This window comes from Carboxylicivirga fragile (genome assembly GCF_050589805.1).
Taxonomy (GTDB): Bacteria; Bacteroidota; Bacteroidia; order Bacteroidales; family Marinilabiliaceae; genus Carboxylicivirga; species Carboxylicivirga fragile.
This window is the reverse complement of record NZ_JBNGOY010000009.1, coordinates 1-18,332: the sequence shown is the minus strand read 5'-3', so window position 1 is coordinate 18,332 and position 18,332 is coordinate 1. Positions and strand designations below refer to the sequence as shown.

General features: G+C 37.0%; 15 protein-coding genes. 2 read left to right on the top strand and 13 right to left on the bottom strand.

Going from position 1 to position 18,332, the window contains the following annotated elements; genetic code table 11:
- Positions 1 to 92: 92 nt before the first annotated feature.
- From ACRD7B_RS05145 to ACRD7B_RS05115, 7 genes are all read right to left on the bottom strand, one after another.
- The gene (locus ACRD7B_RS05145) at positions 93 to 3,338 is read right to left on the bottom strand and encodes a S41 family peptidase (protein WP_430823406.1); all 3,246 of its coding nucleotides are present in this window, start codon (positions 3,336 to 3,338) and stop codon (positions 93 to 95) included.
- A gap of 335 nt (positions 3,339 to 3,673) precedes the next feature.
- Positions 3,674 to 4,417, bottom strand: coding sequence for a S1 family peptidase (locus ACRD7B_RS05140; RefSeq protein ID WP_430823405.1), 744 nt, complete (start codon positions 4,415 to 4,417; stop codon positions 3,674 to 3,676).
- A 13-nt stretch (positions 4,418 to 4,430) separates the two neighbouring features.
- Positions 4,431 to 5,213 carry a DUF3592 domain-containing protein gene (locus ACRD7B_RS05135; RefSeq protein ID WP_430823404.1) on the bottom strand — a complete coding sequence of 261 codons (783 nt, stop codon included), beginning with the start codon at positions 5,211 to 5,213 and terminating at the stop codon, positions 4,431 to 4,433.
- Between the two features lie 118 nt (positions 5,214 to 5,331).
- Entirely contained in the window at positions 5,332 to 5,976 is a 645-nt protein-coding gene (locus ACRD7B_RS05130) for a class I SAM-dependent methyltransferase (protein ID WP_430823403.1), read from the bottom strand.
- A 174-nt stretch (positions 5,977 to 6,150) separates the two neighbouring features.
- On the bottom strand, positions 6,151 to 7,281 hold the full coding sequence (locus tag ACRD7B_RS05125) for a hypothetical protein (protein ID WP_430823402.1): 1,131 nt from the start codon (positions 7,279 to 7,281) through the stop codon (positions 6,151 to 6,153).
- 126 nt (positions 7,282 to 7,407) lie between these two features.
- The gene (locus ACRD7B_RS05120; protein WP_430823401.1) at positions 7,408 to 8,163 is read right to left on the bottom strand and encodes a LytR/AlgR family response regulator transcription factor; all 756 of its coding nucleotides are present in this window, start codon (positions 8,161 to 8,163) and stop codon (positions 7,408 to 7,410) included.
- Positions 8,160 to 10,100, bottom strand: coding sequence for a tetratricopeptide repeat-containing sensor histidine kinase (locus tag ACRD7B_RS05115; protein WP_430823400.1), 1,941 nt, complete (start codon positions 10,098 to 10,100; stop codon positions 8,160 to 8,162). Before ACRD7B_RS05115 ends, ACRD7B_RS05120 begins: the two co-directional genes overlap by 4 nt.
- A 143-nt stretch (positions 10,101 to 10,243) precedes the next feature.
- Between ACRD7B_RS05115 and dusB the strand changes: the two genes are divergently transcribed.
- Complete coding sequence (dusB, locus tag ACRD7B_RS05110) at positions 10,244 to 11,221, top strand: tRNA dihydrouridine synthase DusB (protein WP_430823399.1); 978 nt, start codon at positions 10,244 to 10,246, stop codon at positions 11,219 to 11,221.
- On the opposite strand, the gene ACRD7B_RS05105 is transcribed toward dusB, so the two are convergent.
- From ACRD7B_RS05105 to ACRD7B_RS05090, 4 genes are all read right to left on the bottom strand, one after another.
- The gene (locus ACRD7B_RS05105; RefSeq protein ID WP_430823398.1) at positions 11,218 to 12,453 is read right to left on the bottom strand and encodes an FtsX-like permease family protein; all 1,236 of its coding nucleotides are present in this window, start codon (positions 12,451 to 12,453) and stop codon (positions 11,218 to 11,220) included. The genes dusB and ACRD7B_RS05105 overlap by 4 nt on opposite strands.
- A gap of 9 nt (positions 12,454 to 12,462) precedes the next feature.
- Positions 12,463 to 13,284, bottom strand: coding sequence for a class I SAM-dependent methyltransferase (locus ACRD7B_RS05100; RefSeq protein ID WP_430823397.1), 822 nt, complete (start codon positions 13,282 to 13,284; stop codon positions 12,463 to 12,465).
- Between the two features lie 5 nt (positions 13,285 to 13,289).
- Positions 13,290 to 13,628: a 30S ribosome-binding factor RbfA gene (gene rbfA, locus ACRD7B_RS05095; RefSeq protein ID WP_430823396.1), complete on the bottom strand. Its 339-nt coding sequence runs from the start codon at positions 13,626 to 13,628 to the stop codon at positions 13,290 to 13,292.
- Positions 13,629 to 13,828: 200 nt separating this feature from the next.
- Positions 13,829 to 14,209, bottom strand: a complete 381-nt coding sequence (locus ACRD7B_RS05090) for a DUF4890 domain-containing protein (protein ID WP_430823395.1) — start codon at positions 14,207 to 14,209, stop codon at positions 13,829 to 13,831.
- Positions 14,210 to 14,437: 228 nt separating this feature from the next.
- On the opposite strand from ACRD7B_RS05090, the gene ACRD7B_RS05085 reads away from it, so the two are divergent.
- Complete coding sequence (locus ACRD7B_RS05085) at positions 14,438 to 16,390, top strand: hypothetical protein (RefSeq protein ID WP_430823394.1); 1,953 nt, start codon at positions 14,438 to 14,440, stop codon at positions 16,388 to 16,390.
- Positions 16,391 to 16,396: 6 nt separating this feature from the next.
- Here ACRD7B_RS05085 and ACRD7B_RS05080 read toward each other — a convergent pair whose 3' ends face one another.
- Together ACRD7B_RS05080 and ACRD7B_RS05075 are read right to left on the bottom strand one after the other, a co-directional pair.
- Positions 16,397 to 16,849 (bottom strand): GNAT family N-acetyltransferase, encoded by a 453-nt coding sequence (locus tag ACRD7B_RS05080; RefSeq protein WP_430823393.1) that lies wholly within the window; start codon positions 16,847 to 16,849, stop codon positions 16,397 to 16,399.
- A 205-nt stretch (positions 16,850 to 17,054) separates the two neighbouring features.
- On the bottom strand, positions 17,055 to 18,167 hold the full coding sequence (locus ACRD7B_RS05075) for a C1 family peptidase (protein ID WP_430823392.1): 1,113 nt from the start codon (positions 18,165 to 18,167) through the stop codon (positions 17,055 to 17,057).
- Between the last annotated feature and the right edge of the window lie 165 nt (positions 18,168 to 18,332).

Genomic DNA, 18,332 nt, shown 5'->3' with positions numbered 1-18,332 from the left:
CTCATTGAGAATACCGGTGAAAGTACTGAATAACCAAAACAACAAAAGCTACTAAAAAAATAGCAGCTTTTATTATTCTATCTGTAGTTATACTAGCGAACTTCAAACTTCTGATGATCGGGTTCGGTGAACTTATCCGTCTTCAGACTTTCGAGGATTACTTCAATTGCTTTTTCCAATTGCGGATCAATCCCCTTAGCTAGTTGACCGGCGTCTTCATCCACTTCCACATCAGGATCTACTCCATGTCCTTCTTTAAACCAATCTCCGGTATAAGGATCATACATACGGAACGTAGGTGCAGTAACAACTCCTCCATCAATCAGGGCAGGTACACCTGAAACACCTATAAGACCACCCCAGGTACGTGTTCCCACGAGCTTACCTAATTCGGCCTTTCGAAAGTAATCAGGAAAAGCATCACCACCAGAACCACTCCAGCCATTAATCAACATAGCTTTAGGTCCAAAATGTGCAACAGGTGGCCACTGCCAATCTTTACCATCGCGCACCGCCCAAAAAGCAAGTGGCTTACGGTTTAATAACTCAATAAAACGATCCGGAATTTGACCACCATTATTAAATCGCTCATCAATAATTAGAGCAGCTTTGGTCCATTGCCCCATGAACTGACGAATTAACTCGTTTTGCCCATCAACACCTGTACTAGGAACATAGATATAACCCACTTGATTATTGCTAGCTTCTGCAACCCTTGCTCTCTTGTTTTCAATCCACTCAAGATGACGTAAACGGTATTCATCCTTCATGGTTTTAAGCACTACTTTTTTAGCTTGATTTATATCCGGTGAACTACCTATAGTTAATTCAACGGTTTTACCTGCATAACCTTGCAATGCTGCATAAGGTGATTTTTTGATATCAAACGGAGTACCATTCACCGCAAATAAATAATCACCCTCCTTAACTGATACACCAAGTGTAGCCAGAGGCGAAACAGCTTCAGCATCCCAAATACCACCTTTAACTATGTGCTTTATAATGTAGTTATTGTCTTTAACCGCAAAGTCAGCGCCAAGATATGCAACTGCTAATGTTTTGGATTTCTCTGTATCTCCTCCTCCTTTATAGGAATGAGATGCATTCAACTCACCAATCATTTCGCCTAATACGAAATTAACATCCCAACGTGTAACACATTCCTCTAGCAATGGTAAATACTGCTGATATACGGCATCCCAATCTACACCGTGCATATTTTTATCATAGAAATAATCACGTTCCAGACGCCAGGCATCCCGGTATATCTGAAGCCATTCTTGCTTTGGATCAATCTTTGCCATCATACCTTTGGTATTTAATGGCTTATCCAGCTTTTGATCAGCTGTGGCTGAAATGATATTCAAACTATTCTTCTTACGAACAAGTATTTTTTCCCCATTCGCAGCCAATTGGTAATCATCAATACCGGCAACAATGGATTTCTCTTCTCTTTCTTTAAGGTCATAATATTTTAAATCCCAAGCCTTCGCTCCTTGCGACATGTATAAGATCTTTCCTTCTGCCGAGGTAAGGGATCTATAATCACCATTCTTAATAGGTAATAGGACTAGTCTGCTTTCGAAACCGTCAATATCAATTTGGGTTACTTTCTCTTCTTCGTCATCTTCTTTATCACCTTTCTTGTCCTTTTTCTTCTTTTCATCCTTGCCTTCTTCTGCTTTATCTTCCTCTTTTACAACCTCAACACCATCGTTACGGAAGGCCAAAGGTGAATCCCCATCTTTAGTTAAAGGAACAGCTGCTATCATGGTTGATTTAGGATAGATAAAGCTGTTGTCGAAATCGCTGTACTGCGGACTAAAATGGCGCATCGTTGTAAAATAAAGGCATTTGCCTTCAACATCAAAAACAGGTTCTGAATCGGCATAATATGCACTAGTGACCTGGTGCGCTTTTCTGTTATTTACATCAAACAAAGCAATAGCAGAGGTTCTTTTTTCGGTGTCTTTGGCATAGGCTACCCATTGGCTATTACAATCCCATGACACTTTGAAATTATCTAAGCCGCCATGGAAATAATAGAGTTGTTTATCAATGGTGATTACCTCTTTTGTATCCACAAACAAGAGCTTCACTTCCATGTTTTGCTCTATAAAAACCAACTTCTTACTATCGGGCGACCAATGTAAGTGGTATCTAAAACCATCGGTAAATGAAGTAAGGCTTTTTGTACTGCCATCTTCCATATCACGTAATACCAATTGGTACTCTCCCGATTGATCACTCCAATAGGCAATGTATTTTCCATTTGGCGACCAGGCTGGTGATCGCTCTGCCGCACCTGATGTCTGTGTAAGATTAATGGTGTAGCCATGTTCTTCAGGTATAGTAAAAACTTCTCCTCGCGACTCTAATACAACACGCTTGGCATCGTGCGAAAGAAAAGCATTACTGAATTGACCTTTTAAATTCACTTCTCTGCTTAATAAACTTTGCTGATCGGTAATCACATTCACCTTAACCTCGTTAAGCGCACCTGTTGCTAAGGCATAGGTATGAAGCTTCCCAGCTGCTTCGAAAACTATATCGGCAGGTCCCATGGAAGGATAATGCACATCGTAGTCGGTAAAACTTGTCAACTGCTTAACCTCTTTGGTAGTAATATCGTATTTCCAAAGGTTGTAACGCTTAGCTTCGCCCCTATCAGATAAAAAATAGACCTCATTGCCTTTAATCATTGGCAATTCGTTGTTCGCCGTGTTTTGGGCTATCTTTTCTGCATTTTTGGTATTCATATCCATCAACCAGATGTCAGGCGCTGTTCCTCCGCGATACCTTTTCCAAGTACGTGTCAATCGACTTTTATCGGTAAAAGCAATGGTATTGCCATCTTCTGATATTGAACCAAATTCGGCATGCTCCAATGGTAATTTTTGAGGTAAACCATTCTCTGTTTGAGTTAAATAAAACTGATTCCATCGCGCTTTACCACTTTTACGAGACGAAGCAAACAAAACCTGTTTACCATTAGGATGCCAGTCAACCACCCTGTCGTTATAACCATGCCAGGTATGACGTGTTGGAATACCACCGTTAACCGGAATGGTATATACATCGGTATTGCCCGAGTAGTTGCCGCTGAAAGCTATGGTATTGCCATCGGGCGAAAACTTTGGATACGATTCTTCGCCCTGAGGTGAACTTAACTTAGTAGCAGTACCTCCATCCTTACTTACTATCCAGATATCACCGGCATAAGTAAAGGTAATTTGCTTGTTACTCACATCGGGGTAACGAAACATTCGAGCATCAATTTGAGCAGAACCATAAGCCCATAAGCTTAGTAGTGCAAGTGTTGTAATTAATTTATGCATTACACAGTTTTATTTAGGTTAAAATAATAATCAACTGTAATTTCGATAAATTAATTGTGAATGGAAACATTGGAGCCAATAAAACATTATGAGTTAACCAGGTTAATGCTCCTAACACATCAATTAACACCCTAAAAAACGCTTTCAATGTTTTATTGACTTACCATCTTCACCTTAACTTAATCTTACTAATTGAGGTGTAAGTTCAGAACTACTTAGTGATCTTGTTCTTTTGGCTTTAGGCTTCATGCCAAACAGTAAACATGTAAAATTAAAGGATTACGCTTGTTTCACTATTCTGATAAAATCTTAAAGTGCATTCTTCCTATGTAATATTAATGCTTTCTATTATTAAAAAAGTCTATCAGATAATTAATGTTTCTAGGCGACGAATAGGCTTCCTTAGTTATTGGATCTTCATCCATTCCAGAAATAATCCCTACTAATAAACCTTCAGTATCAACTACGGGCGAACCGCTTAAACCACCAGCATTTGCCGGAGCATCAATCAATCTCATGTTAAAACGTGTTCCTTTGCCTTGGTAATACGAATATTTATAAATCCGCTGTGACCCTTCGGTATCATTATAAGTCCAACCTATAGCGTAAAGAATCTCACCTTCCTTTAGTTGGGTCTTTCGTATTTCTAAAGGAACCAACTTCGAATTATTCTGCTTTATCTTAAAAATCAGAAAATCATTATAGGTGGTATCATGCCGATTAATAAAATCAAAACTCAACGAATCAGTTGTATCCTCATTAAGAAGTTTGCCCATTATTACTGTTTGATCCTTTTTGTCTTTGGGGTACATTGTCCATTGTTTCAGGCCACCTTCAAAGTTGGTTGTTTTCATTACATCCGTCTTGGCAACGCATATAATATGTTTTGCAGTTATGGCAAACGTATCTTTTTCATGTTTTAAAAGAAATCCACAACCAATATTATGTTTATCAAACTTTCTATCCTTAAATGTTACATCATTTATCATAGCAATTGCAGGCCAGGTTTTATATGATTCTTGCGATGAACAAAGCTGCGTTATGATGAGTGCTAATAGTATAAATCGAATTTCTTTCATCTTTCATTAAATTTTAAAGAGCGTTCTTCTGATAAAATTCAACTTCACTATAAATATAGGCTTTAAGTTGTGTTGGTAGTCTGTCTACAAACTGATGTTGCGATGGGTCATTCTCGTTGTAAACAATCAGTTCTTCTTCATCATCCAGAATGTTCTTAGCATTGGTTAATTGTTTGACAAATTCAACACTCTGTCCACCTTTGGTCATAAATGCGAACTTTAATACAATATACCTACTACCTTCTATTAAATTAGTCGTTGGTTTTTCGGATAAGCTTGCTGTTGTTACATATCCATTCTTCACCATTTTTAAGAACTTCCTTGTATTTCTAAGGCCATAAGCTAAAAATATAAAGCCAACAAGGGAAACTAAAAGATATATAACCGTGGTATCAATGACAAAAGAGTTACGCATCCCTTTAATTCGATGGATCGATGGATCACTCTTTACATATTCAACAGTAACCTTATCTCCTTCTTTTAAATCAGTTCTTTTGTCGAATGATGCTCCAAAAGCATATCCCAAGTTGCTATCGTTCACTTCATAATCGTAACCATAGGTATAGTGATTCGAGAAAGTGTAATGTATTGTATTCACTGCAGTTACTTTACCCTGGATTTCCATACTTTCAGAAAAAGGGAATAGCAAACACGATTTATCGAAACGCGATACATCCAAAATCGAAATTAATTGCCCAATTATTAAAATAACCAGGCCAAAAATAGTCATGTGATTTTGCAAAAAGATATAGGATACTAATTTATAAGGTGGAGTTATTTTAAAATACTTATTCATATTCGGCAGGTTAAATATAGGTTTGGTAAAGCACTAAGGTATTTATTTCTTCATGATTCATACCTTTTCATTTAATAAAAAGGGCCAAGCAGTCTTTTAAAATAAGTTATACTTCCCACTATCTTTTAAATATTGCCAAATGCATTTCTTCTCCTACTTCTGTTTCATTATTACTTTGAAGAGATACTTGTTTTAATCCACAAGCTTCAAACGACTGAATATAATCGTTATTCAACAACCAAGGAGGACCATTTTCATAGCTACGCTTTTCTTTTTGAATTTCAGCGATAACAATTAATTCTCCATCGTCTGCCACAAAATCAGAAACATTTTGAATCAAGGTTTTTTCATATTTAGGAGGAAGCGCTTGAATCGTAAATATTTCGAGAACCAAATCAAATTGTTTAAACCAAGGCTTAACACCTTGGATTAAATCGGCCTGTACAAATTCTGTACGAGCATCAGGAAACCTTTTTTCACACAGTTTAATGGCACTTTCTGAAACATCAAATGCCGTTACCTTATATCCTTTTGCCTCCAATTCAATGGCATCATCCCCCAAGCCACAACCAACTACCAAAGCAGTCTTTTCTTTTTTTAGCGAAGAAGTTTTGTCTATCCAATTTTTAAATACTGGATGCGGCGCCATATTAGCCCATGGCACTCCATTGCCTGACTCGTTGGATTCAGAATAAAGTACCTCAAACCAATCGTTGGGTTTGTTTTCTTCTACACCCAATTTATTTCTTATCTCTTCATTCATCTTATTAAGCACTTTTTATCAATAACCTTTAAAATGAACATGTTGTTCAGATACCAACGATATGGCGGTGAATACCGAAGCTACTTACGCTATTTATAGCAGCTTACAAACTAATTCTGTTCTCGGTACTATTTAATTATACGAATCGATGACTTGTGCCCTAACCTCACTGTACTAATGGAAATTAACTTTCTTTAAAAAGAAGTTAGGCGTAAAAATTAAATTTAAACCATATGAGTATTCCAAATGAGAAGCGGGAATATCGAAGTAAGTTTCAACCATCGCACTAAACTTAATTTGCTCCATGAAGGTGCGTGTGAAACTAAGCTTTGCAGTTGCTAGATGTCTTTCTTGTTGGTAGTAATCATTCTGATAGTCAGAAACCGATTGAAAGATGGGGCTTCCTTTTGGTGCAACAAAATCGTTGGCATACCAATACCCTATCATTAATTCACCATACTTATAACCGAGTTCACCAACTGGGTAAATCGCGTGACCATTTGTAAATGGCAAACCCGATTTTTCCGTTAAATCCTGGTACCAGGCTAAGTAGGTTGATGTTCCTATGTGCTGTATGAATCCTGTGCCAATTTCTTTGCGAAAGCTTAATCCTGTAGCCATATTGGCCAATGATTGCATGGCCTCTTTATAGGTGCTTATTTGTCCACCTAGATGTGTGGCAACAAATTGAGCAGGGACACTTATATTCCAGCCTGTTGCACTATTTAGCAATTGATACTCTGCACTTATACCTGCAGTAAACTTCTCAGGTTTGTCATCTCCTAAAAAGATGAATTGCTCCCAATCAACCCAGCCATCAAACCATAGTTTATCGTTATTGTAGATGAATTGAAACCCGTTTTCTATAGGCCTGGTAAATTGATTTTCAGGATTAAATATTGGTTCAATTAATTTATGATGCACATCACCCTTTAAACCTCCCATGATGAGGTCAAAGTTCTTGGCTAATTTAGTGTGTATCGAAAAAGTAGGCAGAACTTCAGTGAACTCATTCATTCCTGTAAACTGAAGAATATGTACGCCTGCTTTTACTCTTAAGCGTGAGCCAGCATAATACATAAATGAAGGCTGAATTGAATACCCAAGCATGGTATAGCCTTGTGTATATTCACTAAAATATTCATTGTTTTTTAGGAAGTTATTATTCTCCAATCGAAAGTAAAGATTACTCTCTGATGAATTTACAAATTCTGGATAGTAGTATTTCCAAACCTGATCCATTTGCCCCTTAGCACTTCCCCAAATGCTTAAAGTAATTATCAATAAAAATCCCCAACGAAGCATGTTCCAACCCTCAATTTTGATTTGTCCCCAAATATTAAACCGTTCGTCTAATAATACTGGCGATTCGTCAAAATGTTATAGTTTATTGGATTTTTTTTTATCGAAATGCTCCTCTTTAGAATCTTTCTAAATCACCATACTTAATTCCAATTTGCTACTCATCAGGTTATATCGGCGTTCTTCAAATATAACTTCATCATCGTTCGATAATTTTATTCGTAATAAATCTTTATCAATTTTTTTAACTTGTTTCAGATTTATTAAATAATGTGGGTGACATCGAAAGAATGTGTCGGAAGGAAGAATGGCTTCGTATCTTCGCAATGGTGTTGTTGTGAAAAAGTAACTGCCATCAGAAAAATAAAAATTGGCACCTCCGGGTATTGCTTTTCCCCAGACAATATCATTTATATCACAAACTTTTATATTTCTGCGGCCTTGTAAAACTACCTTTTTATTATTTGTGTTGTCAATGTTGTCGAATAAAGTATTAATACGTAAGCTATAGTTATCATCCTGTAACTGTTCCAAAGCTTTGTCGATAGCAACAATCAATTCATTTATGTCAAATGGCTTAAAAACAAACTCCACAGCAGAAAATTGAAGGGCTTCCAAAGCATACTCATGATAAGCCGACATGAATACAACTTTACTATCTCTGAATTTACTTTTTCTTAAAACATCAAATGATGTACCATCACTTAAGTTAATATCAAGAAGCAAAAGTTGCGGTTGAAGCTTCTCTATTTTATCGATTGCTTCATTAACGCCAGTAGCGCATCCAACTATTTCTATTTCCGAAAAATGCTTGACAATTATCTTCTCAACAGCACGCTGATTGTATAAATCATCCTCAACTATTAGTAACTTAATTTTTTTCATTGTTCGTATCGGATAAGAGGTATAGTAAAGCGTACTACGGTTCCTTTATGATTTGGGTTTCTTCTTTTTTTATCGAACACCTCAAAAATAGTTTTTTTCTTGGTGTCCTTCTCCAGAATATCCAAACGCTCTTTAGTAATTTTCAGCGCCATGGATTCGTGCTTCTTATCATTTTTACTCATGCTATTCGAATAGTCAATTCCAAGCCCATTATCATCAACCTCAATCACAACTCCTGTTGTTGATTTATTAAAACGAATAAGTATAACACCACCTTCACCAATGGGTTTTAAACCATGTTCTATGGCGTTTTCAACAAATGGTTGAATAAGCATTGGCGGAACCAAAATATTATTCTCTTTTAATGTTGAATCAATTTCGATTTCATATTCGAAAGAAGGCGTGAAGCGTAATTGTTGGAGATTTAAATAATACTGAAGAATTTCAACCTCTTCATTAATGGTAATATATTCATAGTTGCTACTGCGCAACACTTGCCGCATGAGCTTTGAGAAATCAGATAAAAAACGACTCGATTTAGCCATGTCATTCTCCAGTATAAATACCTGAATAGCACTTAAAGCATTAAATATAAAGTGCGGATTCATCTGAGAACGCAACAAACGCTGTTGAAAACGCAGGGTTCTGTAGCGCCCTCGCAGCCTGGCTTGATAAATCAGAAGAATGATTAATAGCAAAAGAATAGAAAGCATAATGCCAGCAATGAGTAAGTACATTCTTTGCTTGATTAATAATGCTGACTGAAAAACATTTTTTTCACTTAAAGTATTTAGCTGGTTGGTTCTTAGGTTTCGTTCGTAATCAGCCTCTGCCGTACTAATATGAAAAATGTTTTTTTCATTTATCATACTGTCCTTATAAACAGCGCTGAGTTTATGAAATTTTAGTGCTTTGGTATAATTTTGCTGTTTTTCGTAAGCTGCTGACATTAGGCGAGCTGCTTCTTCCGCCGTGTATTTAGCACCTATCTTTTGCGACACATCTAAGCCTTTTTTTAAGTAGGTCAGGGCATCCTGTGGGTGATTATCTTCAAGGTAGGTTTTGCCAATGCTATTATAACTAACAGCAATGTACAAACCATCTTCAACTTCCAAATTAACTTCAAGGGCTTTAAATAGATACTCCAAGGCCAAACGGTATTGTTTTTTTGTGGTGTACACACTACCTATGCTATTATAACAAATAGATTGGCCAATGGTACTGTTAATTTGCGAGTTGTAGTCGAGTGCTTCAAAATGATAAAAAAGAGCAGAATCTGGTTTGTTTAGCTTCTGATAGATATCTCCAATATTATTAGTGTTAATGGCAATGCCTAACTTATTATTCATCTTTTTAGAGATGCCCAAGGATTTTTGAAAATATTCAATGGCTGATAAATAACGGTTAAGGTTATTACTAACATTTCCCATTCCATTAATCGATACACTAATTAGAAACGAATCCTTAATGTTCTCAGCAATGGTAAGTGCTTTCATGTGCATCTCAAGCGCCTTACTGTTTTCGTCAATTCGACGGTATACTGTACCAATCTGATTATAAATCTCTGAAAGTTGATGAGGGTCATCTAACTCTTCAGCAATGTATAGAGATTTTTGAAGATATTCCATTGACTGAGCATACAGCGATTTATTTCTGTAGCGTTTCCCAATAAGATTATAAATATTGAATAATTGATGACGGTATTTATGCTGAACAGCCAATTCGATGGCCTCCTTTAGGAAATCATCAAGCGGAGCTACCTGGTATTCGTTTAATTCGTATGCTTCTTTTGATTTCTGAATCAATTGATCAACAATTAACGAATCAGGTGTTAGGTCATTTGAATTTTTGAGCGATGAAACTATATTTCGTTCTGAAGAGGGAGAGGAACAAAAGCTTGTTAAAAAAACAATAAAGACAGCTATGCTAGTTTTCATGCACAAATTAAACATTTCCACAATGTAATGAAAAAACAATTGGAAGTAAAAATTTTTCGGCATAAGATATTCACATTTTCTTCCTGTTTATGCATGTTACAGGACTTCTTTATTATTGTATCTTTGCCAAAAAAATAGAATAAGTGAAAATAGGTCAACTCGATTTAGGCAAACACCCCTTGCTTTTGGCTCCGATGGAAGATGTAACAGATCCATCCTTTCGTACTTTGTGTAAGGAGTTTGGAGCTGATATGATGTATACCGAATTTGTTTCGGCAGATGCTTTATTGCGTAAAGTCAATCGATCCATTCGAAAAATGCACATCGGAGAAGAAGAAAGACCGGTTGGTATTCAGCTCTATGGAAAAAATGTTGAAACCATGATTGAAGCGGCTCGAATGGCTGAAGCGGCAAAACCTGAATTAATTGACTTGAACTTTGGTTGTCCTGTAAAAAAGATCGCTACAAAAGGTAGTGGTGCAGGTCTGTTATTGGATATTCCTAAACTATTATCTATCACTAAAGCAGTTATCGATACCGTAAAACTGCCCGTCACCGTTAAAACACGCCTGGGTTGGGATAGTGACAACTACGTTATTGAAGAGTTAGCTGAACAGTTACAAGACATAGGTGTTTCTGCCCTCACCATTCATGGAAGAACACGCGAACAGATGTACAACGGAGAAGCAGATTGGACATTAATTGGAAAGGTAAAAAACAATCCCCGAATGCACATCCCAATCATCGGCAATGGAGATATAACAGGACCTGAAAAAGCGGAACAATACTTGAAACGTTATGGCGTAGATGCTTTGATGATAGGCAGACCAAGCATCGGCAGACCTTGGATCTTTAGAGAGATTAAGCATTATCTTAATACTGGTGAGATATTGCCGGCGCCAAGTGTATTTGAACAAAGTGAGATGTTGAAAGAATTGGTTAAGCGTTCGGTTGCAATGATTGGTGAGCGCAGAGGAATCTTGCATGCACGTCGCCATTTGGCAACATCGTTTAAGAATCTACCTGATTTTAGAGCACTGAAAATTAAATTACTTCAAGATAAAACAGAAGCCGGAACGATTAATGTTCTGAGTGAAATTGGTCAGAAATACACAAGCTAAGGCATCCCTGATTCGGTAAAATAACGGCGAACGATTACCCTAACGGGATACCACGCAGCTATAAATGCTATGCTAGTCACGGTTAATAGTACATACAGAATGTCGATTCCTACAAGCTTTACCGGATAGGCTTCGATTAAATAGGAGCCGCCACTACCAAATTTTATAAGCCCAAAATGTTGTTGGACAGCTACCAACAATATACCAAATATTAAGCCCAGGATAACACCTAGCAGTGAAATAAGTAATCCCTCAAAGAGGAAAATACGCGTCACAAGTTGACGGCTCGCCCCCATACTTTTAAGAGTGAATATGCTTTCTTTCTTTTCAAAAATAAGTAGTGAAATTGTTCCAATAACATTAAAGGCAGCAATCATCATAATGAATGATAGAATGAGGTAGGCAACAAATTTCTCAATTTTCATCATTTTGAAAAAAGCTGCATGTTGCTGTTCCCTGTTCTGCACTATCATTTTATCACCCACAATTTGTTGTAAATGAGATTGCACTTCATCAATATTATGTGTCGATACTTTTAGGTTGAGGGCTGAAACAACAGTACTGTCGTATTGAAAAAGCTTTTGTGCTTGCTGTAAGTTAATGATAACATATTGACCATCGTATTCACTTTGGCGCACCGAAAAAATACCTGTAGGATTAACGTACTCCGTATTAATAGTATTTTGCGATGGCATCGATTGTATTCGATTAGTCCGTTTAGGCGCTATAATAGAAAGAGGGCTGACGAAATTTAAACGAAGTGCCAATTGATCAGCTAGTATGCTTCCAATCACAGCGCGGTTTTCATTTTTATGCTTTACCTGAAAAACACCATTTACAATTATAGAATCGATATTGCTGACTGTATTAAAACTACTATCAACACCTAAGATTAAGCCGGGTGCGCTTCTTTTGCTAAACTTAAGTAAGGCACGGTCTTCAAGGCTCTTCGAGATAACTTCAACACCTTCAGTGTCCACAATGGATTGATAATCGATGGTATCAAGCGAAATAACTTTACCAGAAGCTGGAATTAATTTAAGGTCGGGATCGAAAGTACCATATAGGTCACCTATAAATCCATGAAGTCCGTTGAATACCGATAGCACAATAAGTAAGGCCATACTTGCCGTAAAAACACCAGCTGCCGATATCATTGAAATGATATTGATGACATTTTGGGTTTTCTTAGCCAGCAAATAACGCCGGGCTATACTTAAAGCAAGTTTCATAGTATTCAGCTATTTTTGAGCCACTACCATTATGCCTGTTCCCTTTTCATGCTTCTGATTAACATCTAAGCAATTCAGTAAGAATGCAAATGGGTAGGTAATTAAATAATAGAAAGGCAATAGAATAAAGAATAATTTGCTAGCATTTAACATTAAAATTGGATATTTCATCGATAAACGCCACGATAGATTTCCGGGCTTGCCGTAGGTGTAATTTGTCTTTATTGACGAAAAACCAGCTCTGGTAAGCTTTTCTTTTATGTCCTCTGCATTATAGCCGTCGCGCACATGTTCATCAATAAAACCATGTACTTCATCTTCTTCATGATGGTGGTGCGCATCGGAACCACCCATATCAGAAGGTGTTGAAATCAACAAAGTACCACCTTCTTTCATTGAGGCATGGAAATTCTTAAACACTAATTCGTCTTCAAGAATATGCTCCATCACATCAACGGATAACACGAGGTCATACTCATTCTCCTTAATGTATTTAGTCAAATCTCCTTTTTGAAACTTAACCCTATCCCCTCTTCCTATTTTGCTGAAAAATTGATTACAGTCTGCAATTTGTTCGTCTTTTACATCAACACCTGTTATTTGCCATTTCTTACCAAGCGTCGACATGAAATAATCGTATTGCCCAAAACCGCTGCCCGCATCTAATACGTTTAATTCTTCATTTGACTGCTTTGCCTTTCGTTTTAATTCACGACGAATGTGCCACGAACGCAATAACAACAAATCTAATAAGCGATAAAACAGCTTGCGTAAAATAGGAGCTTGATTAAAAACCGAGCCTAGTGATCGTTTGATTGGATCGTACTGCATAATAATTAATCTTTAAGGAGTCGATCAATATTATCCAAATAATCCAAGCTGTCGTCCATGAAAAAGCGCAGGTCAGGAATAATGCGCATTTGCTTTCCAACGCGTTTTCCTAAGGCGAATCTAATCTGTGACGATTTTTCAACTATGTTTTTAAGTACTTCATCTTTTTGGGCACCAGGAAAAATACTTAAGTACACTTTAGCCTGTGCTAAGTCTGGTGATATGCGCACGGCAGTTACCGTAATCATTGTTCCCATCGCAACTTCACGTATCTCCTTCTGAAACAGTTCGCTTATTTCTTTTTGAAGTAAGCGAGATATCTTTTTTTGTCTTGTCGAATCCATTGTAATAATTTCTATTTGCGAAATTAAGGTTTTTCCATGGATATCTTATTCATTAGGGTTTATAAATATGACACTCAACTCTTTTATTAAAGGATTTCATGCAATTTGGAGAAAAGACCTAGAGAATTTGAAAAGCAAAAAGCCAGCAACATAAGTATTGCTGGCTCCCCAAAACTAATCTATATTGAAAAAACTATTTGCTATCGTCGTCCACCACCTTGATTTTTTTGTTTGCGTTGATTTCTTCTTTCTTCAACTATCTTAAGGTACTTTTGGTATTGCTCATCCGTAAGCACCTTTTTTAAGCTATCGTTGTGTTCCTTACGAAGTGGTTTCATTTGAGAACGCACCTCATCACGATTGCCATTAGCACTTTTTCTGGCATCAGCCATTAGTTGTCCATATTTTTTATTAATATCCAGAACCTGTTTGGCTTGCTCATCGTTTAATTGAAGCTCTTCAACCATTATTTCTGTTTCCTTCTCAATTCGATTATTTATGTCGCCTTTTTTTTGCGCCAAAACACTCAAAGACGTTGATAAAACAAGTATCAAACCTAGTGTGATGTCTTTAATTCTCATGTTTATTTATATTGATTTATTAATTAGACGCCGTAAACGGAGGAATCCATCGTTTTTGAGTCGAAAAATACATGGCCACACAAAGCCTTGATAATGAATAGAAAAACAATTGTCGGGAGATGACTTGCATTTCATAATTAAAGTTTATTAACATTTTTAGCTCTGAAATAGAATCATTTACATTTTTTTGACTTTATTTGTAGGTAGATAAAGGAATTGGGATTCTTTATGATAAGATTTGAGATTTGGATTTTGAGTATTTCTTTACTGTTGGCTTCTTGTGCGAATTTGCAAGGGCAAAGTAAACCTTACTCTCATATAAATAAGCGTTCTTACAATAAAGCACTTGCCTACGCCGAGGCTCACAACTTCCCCAAAGCCATTGAAATCTTCAAAGAAATTGTTGATGAGTCGCCCGACTTTGTTGAAGGTTATTTACATTTAGGTTTATGTTATTTGAATACTAATGTTGGAGCGGATACTGCTATAGTTTTTCTTGAACGTGGTTTTTCTCAACTAAAAAGGGAGGAACGTTTTTCGGATATTAGTTTTGAACTTCAAATGACCTTAGCTAAATCGTATCAAGTAATTTTGAATTCAGATTTGGCGTTAGATATTTATGAATCCTTAGAGTACGAAATTGGTGACAAATATCCTGAATTGAGAGAGGAGATTGAAAAAGAGAAACGCATGTGCGAACATGCCAAGATTTTTCTTGCCAACCCAATTGAATTAACAATATCAAACCTAGGGAAAGAAGTTAATAGCAAATACGACGATCACAGCCCATTGGTATCCGCTGTTGAGGATTTATTGATTTTTACCTCGCGTCGTTCTTCAGGTCGTTTGTCAAAACTAACCGATGGACAGTATCCCGAAAAAATTTATTTTTCATCGAAAACGGATGAATGGGATAGAGCTAAATCCTTGAAGCAATTTTTTAGAAATATAGAGCATGAATCGGCACTTTCTCTATCCGCCGATGGTAAAGAGTTATTTATTTATCGAAATGATGAGGATGGGAAGAGCATTTACATGAGTAAATTTATTAACAACGAATGGCAAGAACCTGTTAAGCTACCATATCCAATAAATACGGAGTTTAATGAAACACACGCTTCTTTATCGGCAGATAAGAGCACTTTGTTTTTTACCAGTGATAGACCTGGAGGACAGGGTGGAACGGATATTTATTTGATAAGAAAAAATAGCAGTGGTAAATGGGGAGATGCTATTAATATGGGATCAAAAGTTAATACTCGCTACGACGAAGAAACGGCCATGATTCATCCCGATGGATATACCTTGTATTTTGCTTCAGAAGGCCATAATAGTATGGGCCGCATGGATGTATTTTACACTCAAATGCAAGCTGATAGTACTTGGTTATCACCTGTTAATTTAGGATATCCGATTAATACACCCGACGATGATTTTTTCTTTTTGCCAACCATAAATAAAAGTGAAGCCTACTACGCATCGGCACGGTTCGATGATAATTTTGGTGGTTCTGATGTTTACAGGGTTGAATTTGATAAGGCATTTGAAGGAGAGTTAGCGGTTATTGAAGGAGAAGTGTTAGACAAAGATGGACTCAGTGAAGGCTCCGTTCATATTATGGTTACACGTAAAAAAGATGAACGACTGGTAGGTGATTACCGCCCTGATACTGAAACGGGAAAATACACAATGTTTCTTGAAACAGGGCACGAGTATAAAATTGAGGAAAAGAAGGCAGATGAACTGAAGCGGGAATCAAAACTAGAAGTAAGTCCTCAGATGGCATTTGCCGAGGATGAGCCTGTTTATTCGTTCGAAGAAATCCGGATGGAACCGCCATTGCAGCAAATTATAGCGTCTAAAACATTTGAATCAGAGAATAAGGAAATTGAGGATATGATCGTAGAAGAGATGCGAAATATCAAGGAAGAAACTTATTACACAATTCAGATACTTGCCTTAAAGTACAAACCCTTATTTGCCTTTGTTCATTTGAAAGGGCTTAAACAAGATGATATTCAAATGTATCGGTGCATTGATGGTTATACACGATATGTTTATGGCGCGTTTAACAATAAGGAGGCAGCCATGTTAGCTCGCGAACGGCTTATGCGCCAGGATAAATACAAAGATTCCTTTGTTCGTTCACTTGAAGATGTTGAGGATTTGAAAATTAAATAGAAACAACTACTTGTTCCCTAGGTACAAATCCATACCTAGATGAGGAATGCCATCTTCCAGATATTCTTCAGTAACAATCTCATAACCCAAGCTACCATAAAAAGCTTTTAAGTATTTTTGAGCACTTATGTGAATAGAATCAAGCTCCCAGTTTTCTTTCATCCAATTAGCAGCTTCAGTCATAACTTTGCGTGCTATTCCCTTAAATCGAGCTTCTTTTGCTACCACTAATCGACCAATAGAGGCCTTAGGAAAACGTGTGCCGACATTAAGCATCCGCGCATAGCCAACAATTAAATCGTCCTCAATAATCATGAGGTGATGGGCAATCTGATCATTATTATCTAAATCGTTATAAACACAGTCTTGTTCAACAACAAATATTTCAGCCCTAAGTTTTAATAACTCATATAACTCCGTTGTTGTTAATTCTTCAAACGATTTAATAATGGTTTGCATCGGGTGCTTATTTAAAATATTGCTTAAAGATAATAGCTTCTAATGTGTTTTAATATAAAAAAGAGCTGTTCAAAAACTTAACTCGCTCATCTAGCGCAGTCGAGATGAAATAATAACAAGCCTGATTTTCAGGGTGTAATCACTTCGACTCCGCTCAGTGAACAAAGGTTTATCGAATAGCTCTTTTTAAAAGACTTGTGCAGTCCTATTTAAAAATCTTTTTCGCAATGGCTTTCGGTATCGCATCTTTATGAACCATAATAGCTACCGTATGCAGGCGCATGTAGCTCTCTGACATATGCAGGTAACCTCCATGATCGCTACGCTTTGTTCCCCAGCTATTTTTAGTTTTATAATATTTTGTTCCTTCCTGATCTTTTGATAAACCTGTAATGTGCATTAGGTGATCATCAGTTGATTGCCACGACATGAAAGCATCTTGACGAAGCTCTTGTGTGATTTCTTTTTCTTCCTGTGGGGCAAATCCTTTTTCTACATCAACAGGAACAATAGCAGCACCTTGTCCGTGGCTAAAGAATTTTTCACTTACATCGCCATCGTAAACAAAAGAATAACCATTCTCTAAAGCGTTGTTCATCACTTCCATGAATTCGTCCAAAGGAAGGTTATAATACAAATCGTGCGACCAGTTATCAGGAATCTCTAAATCAACATTAGCGTACCAAGGATAGTTTGAGTATGATGTTAATTCGACGTAGTTGTCAGCATTGATTTTCATATCAGCGGCAAATTCTTGTGGTGTTTTACCTTCTACTTTTTCAGGAACTTCTCCTAAATACAAGTCTAAGATTGCGTTTTGAACATCATACCAAATTGGTTTTGGTGAGGTTTTACGAAGCCCCATGTAATTATCAAGTACGGCTTTTTGAGTTGAAACTAACTCTGAATGGTTATGCGGTGTTTTGGCACAACAGCGACCAGGAAAAGCTTCTTCGGTAGCCATACCATAGTCTCGCAATACGTTTGTTACATCATGCGCTTGTCCACCTTCGCTAAAGTTACCTTTGCCGTGTACCATAATGTACTTACGCGCTTTTTCAGGGTATGCATAACGCACAAAATACATTTCAGATAAATCTAATTCAGGCCCACCTAAGCGAATTACTTCTGTTTCAAGGAATGAAGTGGTGGCATATGACCAACAGGTTCCTGTTCTGTCCTGACTTTTTACCTCAGTGGTTTTAATGTCGTGAACCGGCGTGAATTCAATGGTGCTTTTTTCCTTTTCTTTTTCTTGTCCGTTAACTCCAATAAAAGCCACTGACAAAAGAGCGAGTGCAATATTTCTTATTCTCATGGTTAATTATTTAATAAAGAGGGTGTCCAAAAAGTAAAAATCACAATTAGCTTACTTTTAATATGTAATAAAATATCCTTTTTTACTACCCCTAAATCCCCTAAAGGGGTGCGATAGCTATCGCACTTAAGCCTCCACTTTAGGGGAGGTTTGGAGGGGTAAAAC